The following is an 11,541-nucleotide window of genomic DNA, read 5'->3' as shown; positions in this document are numbered from 1 at the left end:
GCCAAAAAAAGTGCTGCCGAAAAAGAGGCTCAACTTCAAGCCGCGCAATTAGCTGGATTAAAGGCATATCAACAAGGTGTAGTAGATGCTGAGAACAAAGCAAAAGGCACTATTGCTGCTTACCGTGCTGGCAATATCAGGTTGCAAAAGCGTTTCGAGTGTCTCGCCACTTCAGTTGGGGATATGCCCGTTACTCCCGCCAGTGGACAGCTCACTGATGCAGCCAGAGACTGCGGATTTTCAGACGCAGATGTCGGGTTTCTTATTTCAATCGCTGAACGAGCCGACAAGTTAGTCGAGAAACTCACTGCGCTACAAAAGGTTGTCACTGACGACCGGCTAATAATTAACGATGCCCGATCACAGTAGGGATTCAAAATTGAAATCTAAGATAGTTATTAATTTAATCGACACTGCTTTCCTGTTGCTGCTGGGTTACGGACTATGGCAACCAGAAAGCGCCTTATTAAATATTGCTCAAGCTTATTCATGGTTGTTAATACTACTCTCGCTGATCTTAATGGCTATTGCCATTGGGATTATTGTTGCCATATATGCTGTCACCGGCGAACAGAAACAAACGCTGGTGGATTATTTGGGCAAGATATTCAAGCCATCAGATAAATCAAAATTTTCAAAGGTAATAGGCTGGATACGGTTCGTTGCTGTTATTTCGTGCATGGCATACATCGGGTGGATCGTTACTTCAATTTTCTTCGCTGCTTCTTCTCTACTTTTTAGAGCTACAAGATATGTGGCGATAGAAACGATAAAGACTGAGGAGGGAGAAAATGGGGCTTAATTTACCCGGAACGGGAACATTCATTGTTCTTGGTTGCATCTGCGCTGTTGTTGGCTGGGGAATGATTGAATTCATTCTTTGGATGTTCAGTTTCATTCACATCAGCATTTCCTGAAATAACCCAACAGGATAAATCATGACTCAGAAAACAGCAGAACAACTGGCGGGTGATAGGCTGAGTTTCCAGAGATTACAGGCAGAAGCCCAGCCAAGCGAAACGATCACAATCGACAAAGAATTATTTAAACAGCTTCTTCAGTTTGCTCTCAATAGCCCCGATTTTGCGAGCCAGATCACTAACATCGACGTTGATTTGACTACCGCACCGGCAAATGAAGTGACGATGAGACTTAAGCCAAGCGTATTTCTTCTTCGTCTTGGTGCCGCACTTAGGGCATGCGGGTAACTCAATTTCCTGATTATCGAGCATCGACATAGATATTCCCTTTTTGGTTGTGTGAGAACTCCCAAGATACCGCCGCCTGAGGTGGAGAAGTAACCAGGCACACAATCGCATGAGCATTACAGGTGGCATTCATTGGGTGCCATCGATAATGCACAACCTAAGCCACTGGCCTTATAAGCCGGTGGTTTTTCTATTTAGGGATAGATCATGGCAACTCTTAAGGATTTATCTAATCAGCTCCAGCAGATTAAAAAGCAGATCCCTTTTGCTGCTGCTCAGGCACTAACAAGTGTTGCGCGCCAGATTGCAGCCGCTCAGAAGGTGGGTATGCAGCGCAATCTGGATAATCCGACCCCTTTCACCGTTAATTCCGTTGGCTCGTTTGGTGCCCGCAAAGACCGATTACAGGCCAAAGTGTTTGTCCGTGATATTGCTGCGAGCTATCTCGAACCGTTTGAGTTCGGAGGTCAGCACAAGCTCAATGGTCAGGCGTTGCTTAACCCTAAAAACATAAAGCTTAATAAGTTCGGAAACTTAGCCCGCAATAAAACGCAGCAGCTCAAAGCTAAAGAAAATGTGTTTGTAGGTGAGGTGAATGGCGTTAGTGGTTTTTTCCAGCGTAAGAAAGGGAAGAAAAGCAAAAAGGTTAAGAAGCGTCAGAAGCGCTCGCCTAACGGGGTACATCGCGCCAGAGAGAAACAAAGAGCACCTAAGCTGCTGATTCAGTTTGGTGACGCATTGGCAGTTAAACCAACGCTTGGATACTTCGACCGGGCGAATGCAATGGCACAGGCTTTGATGCCTGGCGCGTTAAGCACGGCAATCGAGCAGGCGTTGAAGACGGCTAAATAGAGAGTTATATGACAACCATTATCATCTAGAAAAAAACGGGTCCCTCCAGAGACCTTTGTAATGTACGGGCATTGCGCGCCGTGCAGTTTTACCAGCTATAAATTTTTCATTTTGTGTCCCATGTCCCACGTGCATAGTTATGCAACTGTGGCCGTCAGCCCTTACGCCGCGCGGCTGTAGCCGTTTTTCTGCGTGGGACATTTTAGATGGGACACAAAAAATGTCCCATGCAAATGTCCCACGGCAATGTCCCATGTCCCACTGAGGCGATTTTCACCATGAGCACGATGACGCAGATTGATTACGCCAAACATGCTGGCGTTGATCGGAAGACGGTGAGCCGCTGGATTAAGGCCGGAAAATATATTGTTCTTGATGGTGATCTGGTCAACGTTGAGGAAAGTGATAAAGCGGTGGCTACTTTGCGCGACAGCAAAGATCCCCGCACTAAAAACGCCAGCAAAAAGCGGCCCGTCAAAGTTACCGGCGCTGACATTGACGACAGTACCGACGAAACCATCAAAGAGATCATGCTCGCTAATGGGGTTGAATGGACGCGCGAAGAAGCCAGTAGAGTAAAAGAGAATTACCTAGCGTTACTGACCAAGTTGGAGTTTGAGAAAGAAGACGGGCAACTGGTGGAGCTAACGGTCGCAGAGGGTATTTTGTTTGATGCTTTTCGTGCTCAGCGAGATACTTGGATGAACTGGCCGTCAAGGGTGGCTCCTTTGATGGCGGCTGACTTGGATGTTCCCGCCGACAGAATGACCGAGGTGTTATTAGAATATGTCCATAAACACATCTCTGGCCTCGGCGAACCTGAGTTTAACGCAGAGCAAACATGACCGACTCCTCCGCAGCGTTCGTAAGGGCTGGACACCGCCACCCCGTATTAGCGTGCCCGATTGGGCTGACAAATTCAGAAAGCTAGCAAAAGAGGCTGGCAGCACATCAGGTGACTGGGACACCTCAACGGTAGAGATTGCCCGTGGCCCCATGTTGGCGGCGACGGAATCCGGGGTGCATATCATCACCGTGATGTGCTGTACCCAGTTGATGAAAACGGCATTGCTTGAAAACCTGTTTGGTTACTTCGCCCATCTTGATCCTTGCCCGATGCTGTTATTACAACCTAAAGAGGATGCGGCGGAGCAGTTTTCCAAAGAACGCATTACCCCCTTGATCAGGGTCACACCCGCTCTTCGCCAGTTGGTGGGTGGCAACAAGCAGAAAAATTCGAAAGAGACATTACTGTACAAATCCTTTACGGGGGGCTTTTTGGCACTGGCGGGGGCCGGTAGTCCAGACAACCTTGCTCGCCGTCCGATCCGTGTGCTGCTGGCGGATGAGGTAGATAAATACCCCATCACCCGTGAAGGTGACCCGATCACGCTGGCGGAAGAGCGCACCGCGACTTTTGGCCTCAACTGGCTATCGGTTCGCGCCTGCTCTCCGACCGTTGAAGATGAAAGCCGCATTGCGGCCAGCTACGAAGAGTCCGATCAGCGCCGGGCATCGATGGCCTGTCCCCATTGTGGCCACCGTCAATTTCCTGATTTCTTCAAGCATGTTCACTGGCCATCAGAGGGAGACAAACACCATACAAAACTCGCCATGATCCACTGTGAAAGCTGTGGTTCTGGCTGGTCAGAGGGTGACCGGCTAAGAGCGCTACGCACCATTCAATGGCACCAGACCAAGCCGTTTGAATGTTGTGGCCAGCGCCATGTTCCGCTGAATCATTATGAACAAGCGTGGCACGTTGATGATCAGACCTCTGTCGGTGTTGTGTGGCGCTGGTCTGAATCTGAGCGTCATGCGGTGCATCGGGCTATTTGTCCTGACTGTGGGGCGCTGGGGGTCGAGAATATCCACGCGGGATTTCAGGCATCCAAATTATTCAGCCCGTGGCAAAAAGATAAACCGTCTGATATCGCTGCTAAATACCTTAAAGCCAAGTGTGATCCAGATAAAGAGTTGGCTTGGTGGAATACCCAAATGGGCCTACCTCACCGACCCAACTACGGTAAGCGCCTACCTGTCGATGAGCTGCTATCGCGAAGAGAAGTGTTTGATGCTGAAGTTCCTGATGGCGTTGCCGTCCTGACGGCGGGAATTGACACACAGGCCGACCGATTGGAAATAGAAGTGGTGGGCTGGGGAATGGATGAGGAGAGCTGGTCTGTGGCGTTTGACGTTATTGAGGGTGACCTCGAAACAGCAGAGCCTTGGCTTCGGCTTGATGCTTACCTTAAACAAATCTGGCGGCGGGCAGATGGTCGTGGCTTTACCATCATGGCCGCCTGTCATGACTCCGGCGGCAACCATACACAAAAGGTCTATGAGTTTGCCAAGGAGCGACTGGGGCGTCGGATATGGGCCATTAAGGGGGAATCCGCCACTGGCGGTAAACGCTCCCCTATCTGGCCCAATAAGCGGCCCACCTCAAAGAATCGGTCGCAGTTCCGCCCGGTCATTATTGGGGTTAACTCAGCAAAAGATTCTATTCGCGCCCGTCTTCATCTTGATAAACCCGGTCCCGGTTATATGCATTTTTCAACCGATCGGGATATGGGGTATTTCAGCCAGTTAACCGCAGAGCGCTTGATCATGAAAGAGTCCGCAGGTCAGCGCTACAGTGTTTGGGAGCTGCCTCATGGCAAGGCTAACGAAGCGCTGGACTGTCGAGTTTATGCTTCTGCTGCCCTTGCGGGTCTGTTTCATATGGGGCTGAAGCTAAATACCCGCGCAATGCTGATCGAATCCGAACCCGACAAAGTTCTGCATCCTGCTCCACCTGAACAGAAAGAGAAAACCAGTCTGCGACTGCCGGGAGCCATTATTCAGGAATCTGAACCCACCATAACAAAAAGCATCGCCAGACGGCTGGCATAAGGATTTCTATGTTCAACGCAAACACCAGCCTGCTGGCCGGTGCGATGACTCGCGCCCAATTAGAAGAGGCATTAAACCGAGCGCAACAAGCCTATGTCGAATTATCAGTAGGCTCGAAAGGGGTGTCGTTTTCATATGCTCAAGGAGATGGCACCCGCTCAGTGGCGTATCAGCAGACTGATATTGGTCAGCTTATGGGGTTAATTCAACTCCTTCAGGCTCAGTTGGGTATTGTTCCACGTCCGCGCAGGGCGTTAAGGCCACGTTACTGATGAAAAACCCAGTAAGGATTTTAGGTCCTGACGGTAGCCCCTTGCCGCTATCCAAATCAAGGGCATCAATGCTGAGTGGCTCCAGAGGCGTTCCCTATGATGCTGCTGACCAATTCAGTGACACCATGGCAAACTGGCAACCGTCATTGTGGTCGCCGGATAACGAAATTAATACCTCCCGCGATCAGGTGGTTGCCCGTGTTCGCGACATGGTACGCAACGATGGTTGGGCCTCGGGCAGCGTTACCCGCATTTTGGATAATGCCGTTGGGGCGTCTTTCCGCCCGCTGGCCAAAGTTGATTATCGGACGCTGGCACTGATGACCGGGAATCCTAAATTTGACGCGAAATGGGCTGATGAATATGGGCGGGCCATTGAATCAGGCTGGCGAATTTGGGCGAATGATCCAAACCGTTATTGTGATGTGGAAAGAAAGAAAACCGTCGCTCAACTGCTACGCCTTGGATTCCGCCACAAACTGACTGATGGTGATGCGCTCTGCGTCATGCAATATCGCCCTGACCGCCTTGGCTACGGTCGTGCGCAGTACGCCACGACCATGCAGATCATCGACCCGGATAGATTAAGCAACCCTCAGCAAAATTTCGACATGCTGAATATTCGCGGTGGGGTAGAGATTGATGAGGATGGGGTGCCCATTGCTTACCACATTCGCAAAGCGCACATAGGCGACTGGTGGAGCGGTAAAGAGACCATGACGTGGGAGCGTATCCGGCGAGAAACTGACTGGGGTCGCCCCATTGTCATTCATGACTTTGACAGTGACCGGGCCTCTCAGCATCGGGGGATCAGTATTTTCACCCCCATCGTTCAGCGGCTGAAGATGCTGATTAAGTACGATGAGGTCGAATTACAGTCGTCGATTCTGAACTCCATTTTTGCCGCCTTTATCACATCACCTTATGACCCAAATCTGGTCGCCGATGCTCTTGATACGGGTGAGGAAGTTAACCGATATCAAGATATGCGCCGTGAATATCACGACGAAAAACGACTGTCATTACAAGGAGGCGCTCGTATTCCGATACTGGCCCCCGGCGAAAGCATGACCGCGTTAAATGCTGTTCGACCAACCAGTAACTTCGTCGCCTTTGAAAGTGCGACGTTGAGAAATGTCGCCGCGTCTTTGGGGATCTCTACCCAGCAACTCACCCAAGACTGGTCTGATGTTAACTACAGCTCAGCCCGTTCCGCCATGTTGGAAGCTTGGAAAACGCTGACCCGCCGCCGCGATGATTTTGCGGCAGGGTTCGCTCAGCCCATCTTGTCGTGCTTTATCGAAGAACTGCATGACTTAGGCGAAGTTCCCTTACCGGATGGCGCACCTGATTTTCTCACAGCGAAAGCGGCCTATTGCCGTGCTCAGTGGATGGGTCCCGGCCGTGGCTGGGTTGACCCCGTGGCTGAGAAGAAAGGGTCCATTCTTGGGATGGAGGCGGGGCTATCTACTCTCGAAATGGAAGCGGCTGAGAACGTCGGTGAAGACTGGGAGGAGCTGCTGGATCAGCGTCAGCGAGAACGCGAGGCTTATCTTGAGCGTGGGCTACCCATTCCTACATGGCTGCAAGCTGAAACATTTGCACCTGATCAACAACAAAAACCGGAGGCACAGTGAATCTTCCACATTTAGCCCAGCGGCTATTTAACACCCCGCTGGCACTTCACCCGCACAAGGCTGAAGTGGTTATGGCGGCACTGACTGATCGGTTCGGCTTGACGCGCATTCAGTCTAATGCCGATTGGGATGACGATGACGATACCTTTACGCGCAAAGGGCGTGAGTGTGGTTATGACGTTATCGCCGGTATAGCACGGATACCCATCACGGGGACCTTAGTGCAGAAATTAGGCACCTTGCGCCCTTACAGCGGAATGACGGGCTATGACGGTATTCGGGTGAGCTTTCTGACGGCAATGAATGACAGCGAAGTCAAAGCTATTTGCCTTGATATCGACTCACCGGGCGGTGAAGTCGCTGGCTGTTTTGATTTGGTCGATGAAATTTATGCGGCACGAGGCGAGAAACCCATATGGGCCATCCTGTCCGAGAGTGCTTATTCAGCCGCTTATGCGCTGGCCAGTGCCGCAGATCGGATTATCGTCCCGCGTACTGGCGGGGTCGGTTCAATTGGCGTCATCGTGATGCATGTTGACTGGTCGCAGCGCATAAAAAGTGACGGCGTACAGGTCACGATAATCACCTTTGGCAGCAGAAAAGCCGAATCAAATCCCTACGAAGCATTAAGCAAAGAGGCACAGAAAGCCATTCAGTCGGACGTTGACGAGATGGGCCGCCTGTTTGTGAGTACCGTTTCCCGCAATCGCGGGATAGCAGAGAGAACCATCAGAGACACCGAGGCGGCATGTTTCTTAGCCGCTGATGGTGTGCAGTTGGGGCTGGCTGATCAAGTCGCCTCGCCTGATGCCGCATTCCGCGATTTATTAAAACTGGTTGGAGAAAACAATGGGTAAGAAAATTAAAATTCAAGGCTTTGCTCACATGTTTGGATTTGGTGCGAAAGCCGCTGAAGAGAATGAAGACGATAAGGACAAGGCCAAAAAAGCCAAGGGTCGTCAGGCGGAAGAGGATGAGAAAGACCCTGATGCCGAAGAGAATGACGACGACAATAACCCTGATGATCAGGATGAAAAAGACCCTAACGCAGAAGACGACAGCGATGATGCTGACGCGGATGAAGGGAGTGACGATGACGGTGATGATGACACCGAAGACCGTAACGTCAAAAAAGGTCGCAGTGCTGAGCGCCAGCGCTGTGCACGTATTTTTGGCAGCAAACATGCCACCGGGCGCGGAGATTTAGCGGTCTCTCTGGCGCTAAATTCGGGGATGAGTTCCGCCGCCGTGATCCGGGTGCTTGCCTCCACTGTCGCTACTGCACCGGCATCTGCCACCGCTCCCCGTAAACGCTCTTTGGATGAACGGATGCAGGCCCTCGGCAATTCACAGCCCGGACAAGATGCCGCAGGTGCATCAAAAGGCGCGTCACTGGTCAATAAGATGACCAGCCTCTATGACTCTGCAAAAGGTAAAAAATAATGGATAACTTTGGACAAAATGCATTTCAACCGAGCATGCGCTCATCGTTGTTTGTGCCAGACCAGTTAGTCTCAGGGACATTACAACTGGTCACTGATACTGGCGTTATTGCTCAGGCAGCTGCAATCCATTTGCGTGGCACCGTGATGGGCAAAATTACAGCATCAGGCGAATACACCAAGTCAGTAAAAGATGCGGATGACGGCAGCGAAGTGCCGATCGCCATCCTCGTCGATAATGTGGATACAACCACTACCGCCCAGCGCGGAGGCGTTTATTTGATGGGGCAATTCAATCAAAACCACATTATTCATGATGCTTCATGGACGCTGGCTGAATTAAAAACCGATCTGCGGATCTACTCAATCTTCCTCGAAGACAGTATCCAGGCTCCAGTCTAAAACCTAAATTCCTTACTTTGCACCCAATGCCATTCACCTGGTAGGGGCTTACTCGTCCTCAATCTTTGTCTGGCGGCTCTGGCTGCCAGAAAATCAAAAGAGACACTACATGAATATTTTTGATACCAACGCGTTGGTTCAGGTTGTTCCTAACCTAAAAACTAGCCAAAACTGGTTATTGGATCGCTTCTTTCCCAACATCGTGACATATGAGACTGAAGAGGTTTCAATTGATGTGGACATCGGTAAGCGCCGCCTGGCACCTTTTGTCTCGCCGTTAGTCGCCGGTCATTTGGTTGAAAGCCGAAAATATCAGACCAATACATTTAAGCCTGCTTACATTAAAGATGTGCGGGTTCCAGATCTGCGCAAACCAATCCGACGTCAAATGGGTGAACGTATTGGGGGGGAGTTCACCGCGACTGAACGTGAGATGCTCAATATTCAATTTGAAATGGAAGATCAAATTGACATGATCAACCGTCGTTTGGAATGGATGGCGGCCAGCGCACTGACTAAAGCAAAAATCATGGTCGTGGGGGAAGGGTTTGAAACGGCTGAGATTGACTTTGGCCGCTCAAGTTCTCTGACGATTACGCTGAGTGGGTCAGATAAATGGCCTTTATCTGTTCCCGCAGGCACGACAAATACCCAGCCATCAGATGATATTGAAGACTGGCAAACATTGATGTTGAAAGAGTCTGGGGCGGTGGCCACTGACCTGGTATTTACGACTACTTCATGGAAAGCGTTCCGTCTCGATACCACCATTAAGGACAATGCTATTACATTCCCAGCATTGAGTCCGTTTGGTAATCAGGTCGATGCCGGTCCGCGAATCAATAAAGGCGCAGTCTATAAAGGTCGCTGGGGCAACTTTGATTTGTGGTTGTATAACGACTGGTTCGTTGATCCCGTTGATGGCATTGAAAAGCCGATGATCCCCGATGGTGCCGTATTGATGTCAGGTGCTGATCTAATGGGTACTCGCGCCTTTGGTGTCATTCTTGACCCCGCGTTTAATTATGGGCCTTTGGCGTTCGCACCTAAATCATGGGTTATGCCTAACCCCGCGCAGCGTTATTTGATGATGCAATCTGCCCCGTTGGTGATCCCAAGCCGGGTTAATGCCTCACTCTGTGCGACGGTGGTGTGATATGGCAACAAAAACACCGAGCAAGCAGCAAGCCAGCATCAACGAACTGGGCGGCTTGCCGCCCGAGTTCGCCGCTGACACCCAGCAGGAACAGACTGTTGTGACGGATAATAACGAAACACAGCCTGATCCTGAGGTACAAAAAGAGACATCAACGAGTGAGGAACCGCCTAAAACACCTGAAATACCAGACAGCCAGAGCAATATTTCTGCTGAACCTGATGTTCAGGACCGTACCACAGAGAATGAGACGGAGAGTGATTATCCTTCCGACGACTCTGACGAGTTGGAGGTTGTTGTCGTAAAAGGCCAGACTCTGCGCCATAGCGGGAAAACTTATGCGGAGAATAGCCGTTTATTCCTGCTGCATGATGATGCTGAACGACTGATTAGCCTGGGTGTGGTTGCTGATGTGAAAGCCTTACGGAAGCAGGCCGCTAGCACTATTGGCCCCTCAATCACTGTCGATGATGGTGTGAAGATAAATCGAGGTGGCTGATGGGTATCAACTGGGATCAGCATCTTCTTGCCCCCCTACAAGCGGTATTTGGTGACCCGGTTGATTACCGGCCTGCTGGTGGTAAGCCAACTTATACCATCAGCGGTATCTTTGATCGGGCTTATACCACCATTGACCCGCTGGATGATGGCAGCACCATTAATACCACCAATCCCGTTTTAGGGGTTAGGGACAGTGAGTTTCGTTCGCCACCTAAACAGGGGGACCGGGTATTTATTGGCATCGTTGCTAATGAGCCGGTCAATACCTTGTTTGCTGTAGCAGATGTTCAGCCAGACAGTCACGGCGGCAGCAAACTCATTTTGAATCGGGTGAAACCATGAATACAGCGCAAGTCAGGAAATTGGTTGTTGATGCCATCATCGGAAATACTGACGCGGGAAACCGCGTCTACTCCCCGCGTGACTGGCCAACCACTGAGGAGATGTATCCGGTTATCTTGGTGCAAACCCTTATCGAGGAAAAACAGTCATTAGGCCGCAACGCCCCGCAGTTCAACACCATTACCACTGTGCGTATCACTGGCCGGTTGCAGGAGCTTGACGGCGAAAATGAGAATGATGGGGCGAATAAGGCAGAACTGGCGCTCGAACGGTTGCGAGAACAAATTGAGCGGGCGGTGATAAACAGTTATGACCTCACTCGCCAGATACAGCAATTTGCCAAAGTGCGTTCAACCATTGATCTGGACTCGGGGGGGGAAGGCCATCTGGCTCAATTATTGATGGATCTGGATATCGAGTATTACCAGGGGCCGGAAGACTTCTATCCCATTAATGCCGACAGATTAGACGGTATGGATGTCACGATTGCCATGCCAGATGGCACTACCGAACCCGTAGTTTCAATCAACTTCCCGGAGTAAACCTCATGATTGTTAAACCCGTAGCCGGTCGCACTGTACGCGACCCGGTTAAGGGCACCTTTTTGCCTGAATCCGGCTCTGAGGTTCCCGATAATTCATTTTGGCGTCGTCGTTTAAACGACGGTGATGTGGTGCGCGAACAACCTAAAGAGGCTAAACCTGCGCCAGAAACCACCAAAGCGGAGAAAACCAAATAATGACTATTCCTTTTACTCATATTCCGAGCAATCTTCGGACACCGCTTTTCTTCGCTGAATTTGATAACTCACAGGCGAACACGGCGACAACGACG

The 11,541-nt window shown here is 50.6% G+C and carries 16 protein-coding genes; all 16 read left to right on the top strand.

What is annotated here, in order from left to right; genetic code table 11:
* On the top strand, positions 1–369 hold a 369-nt coding region (locus V2A85_RS18305; protein WP_420072035.1), incomplete at its 5' end, for a hypothetical protein.
* Positions 370–379: 10 nt separating this feature from the next.
* Complete coding sequence (locus V2A85_RS18300; RefSeq protein ID WP_420072034.1) at positions 380–802, top strand: hypothetical protein; 423 nt, start codon at positions 380–382, stop codon at positions 800–802.
* 136 nt (positions 803–938) lie between these two features.
* On the top strand, positions 939–1,208 hold the full coding sequence (locus V2A85_RS18295; RefSeq protein ID WP_420072033.1) for a hypothetical protein: 270 nt from the start codon (positions 939–941) through the stop codon (positions 1,206–1,208).
* Positions 1,209–1,415: 207 nt separating this feature from the next.
* Entirely contained in the window at positions 1,416–2,060 is a 645-nt protein-coding gene (locus V2A85_RS18290) for a hypothetical protein (protein WP_420072032.1), read from the top strand.
* A 278-nt stretch (positions 2,061–2,338) separates the two neighbouring features.
* Entirely contained in the window at positions 2,339–2,905 is a 567-nt protein-coding gene (locus V2A85_RS18285; protein ID WP_420072031.1) for a hypothetical protein, read from the top strand.
* Entirely contained in the window at positions 2,847–4,955 is a 2,109-nt protein-coding gene (locus V2A85_RS18280; RefSeq protein ID WP_420072030.1) for a phage terminase large subunit family protein, read from the top strand. Before V2A85_RS18285 ends, V2A85_RS18280 begins: the two co-directional genes overlap by 59 nt.
* Positions 4,956–4,963: 8 nt before the next feature.
* Positions 4,964–5,227 carry a gpW family head-tail joining protein gene (gene gpW, locus V2A85_RS18275; RefSeq protein WP_050944301.1) on the top strand — a complete coding sequence of 88 codons (264 nt, stop codon included), beginning with the start codon at positions 4,964–4,966 and terminating at the stop codon, positions 5,225–5,227.
* Positions 5,227–6,864: a phage portal protein gene (locus V2A85_RS18270; RefSeq protein WP_420072029.1), complete on the top strand. Its 1,638-nt coding sequence runs from the start codon at positions 5,227–5,229 to the stop codon at positions 6,862–6,864. The genes gpW and V2A85_RS18270 overlap by 1 nt, the downstream gene beginning before the upstream one ends.
* Positions 6,861–7,721 (top strand): S49 family peptidase, encoded by an 861-nt coding sequence (locus V2A85_RS18265; protein ID WP_076706950.1) that lies wholly within the window; start codon positions 6,861–6,863, stop codon positions 7,719–7,721. Before V2A85_RS18270 ends, V2A85_RS18265 begins: the two co-directional genes overlap by 4 nt.
* A complete protein-coding gene (locus tag V2A85_RS18260; RefSeq protein ID WP_420072028.1) occupies positions 7,714–8,307 on the top strand; it encodes a DNA primase in 594 nt (197 codons plus the stop codon). The genes V2A85_RS18265 and V2A85_RS18260 overlap by 8 nt, the downstream gene beginning before the upstream one ends.
* Positions 8,307–8,708, top strand: a complete 402-nt coding sequence (locus V2A85_RS18255) for a head decoration protein (RefSeq protein ID WP_420072027.1) — start codon at positions 8,307–8,309, stop codon at positions 8,706–8,708. The genes V2A85_RS18260 and V2A85_RS18255 overlap by 1 nt, the downstream gene beginning before the upstream one ends.
* 109 nt (positions 8,709–8,817) lie before the next feature.
* Positions 8,818–9,864, top strand: coding sequence for a major capsid protein (locus V2A85_RS18250; RefSeq protein WP_420072026.1), 1,047 nt, complete (start codon positions 8,818–8,820; stop codon positions 9,862–9,864).
* Between the two features lies 1 nt (position 9,865).
* The gene (locus V2A85_RS18245) at positions 9,866–10,363 is read left to right on the top strand and encodes a hypothetical protein (RefSeq protein ID WP_420072025.1); all 498 of its coding nucleotides are present in this window, start codon (positions 9,866–9,868) and stop codon (positions 10,361–10,363) included.
* Positions 10,363–10,707: a head-tail joining protein gene (locus tag V2A85_RS18240; protein ID WP_050134623.1), complete on the top strand. Its 345-nt coding sequence runs from the start codon at positions 10,363–10,365 to the stop codon at positions 10,705–10,707. Before V2A85_RS18245 ends, V2A85_RS18240 begins: the two co-directional genes overlap by 1 nt.
* On the top strand, positions 10,704–11,249 hold the full coding sequence (locus V2A85_RS18235; RefSeq protein ID WP_420072024.1) for an ATP-binding protein: 546 nt from the start codon (positions 10,704–10,706) through the stop codon (positions 11,247–11,249). The genes V2A85_RS18240 and V2A85_RS18235 overlap by 4 nt, the downstream gene beginning before the upstream one ends.
* A gap of 5 nt (positions 11,250–11,254) precedes the next feature.
* Positions 11,255–11,446, top strand: coding sequence for a DUF2635 domain-containing protein (locus tag V2A85_RS18230; protein WP_083159848.1), 192 nt, complete (start codon positions 11,255–11,257; stop codon positions 11,444–11,446).
* The last annotated feature ends 95 nt before the right edge of the window (positions 11,447–11,541 follow it).

Source organism: Yersinia sp. 1252 StPb PI, assembly GCF_048593885.1.
Taxonomy (GTDB): Bacteria; Pseudomonadota; Gammaproteobacteria; order Enterobacterales; family Enterobacteriaceae; genus Yersinia; species Yersinia enterocolitica_E.
This window is presented reverse-complemented; position numbering and strand designations above follow the sequence as displayed.

Excerpts from the sequence above, each read along its gene's own strand:
- V2A85_RS18295 (WP_420072033.1), top strand. The coding sequence starts at position 939 with ATGACTCAGAAAACAGCAGAACAACTGGCGGGTGATAGGCTGAGTTTC.
- V2A85_RS18290 (WP_420072032.1), top strand. The coding sequence starts at position 1,416 with ATGGCAACTCTTAAGGATTTATCTAATCAGCTCCAGCAGATTAAAAAG.
- V2A85_RS18285 (WP_420072031.1), top strand. The coding sequence starts at position 2,339 with ATGAGCACGATGACGCAGATTGATTACGCCAAACATGCTGGCGTTGAT.
- V2A85_RS18280 (WP_420072030.1), top strand. The coding sequence starts at position 2,847 with ATGTCCATAAACACATCTCTGGCCTCGGCGAACCTGAGTTTAACGCAG.
- gpW (WP_050944301.1), top strand. The coding sequence starts at position 4,964 with ATGTTCAACGCAAACACCAGCCTGCTGGCCGGTGCGATGACTCGCGCC.
- V2A85_RS18270 (WP_420072029.1), top strand. The coding sequence starts at position 5,227 with ATGAAAAACCCAGTAAGGATTTTAGGTCCTGACGGTAGCCCCTTGCCG.
- V2A85_RS18260 (WP_420072028.1), top strand. The coding sequence starts at position 7,714 with ATGGGTAAGAAAATTAAAATTCAAGGCTTTGCTCACATGTTTGGATTT.
- V2A85_RS18255 (WP_420072027.1), top strand. The coding sequence starts at position 8,307 with ATGGATAACTTTGGACAAAATGCATTTCAACCGAGCATGCGCTCATCG.
- V2A85_RS18250 (WP_420072026.1), top strand. The coding sequence starts at position 8,818 with ATGAATATTTTTGATACCAACGCGTTGGTTCAGGTTGTTCCTAACCTA.
- V2A85_RS18245 (WP_420072025.1), top strand. The coding sequence starts at position 9,866 with ATGGCAACAAAAACACCGAGCAAGCAGCAAGCCAGCATCAACGAACTG.
- V2A85_RS18240 (WP_050134623.1), top strand. The coding sequence starts at position 10,363 with ATGGGTATCAACTGGGATCAGCATCTTCTTGCCCCCCTACAAGCGGTA.
- V2A85_RS18235 (WP_420072024.1), top strand. The coding sequence starts at position 10,704 with ATGAATACAGCGCAAGTCAGGAAATTGGTTGTTGATGCCATCATCGGA.
- V2A85_RS18230 (WP_083159848.1), top strand. The coding sequence starts at position 11,255 with ATGATTGTTAAACCCGTAGCCGGTCGCACTGTACGCGACCCGGTTAAG.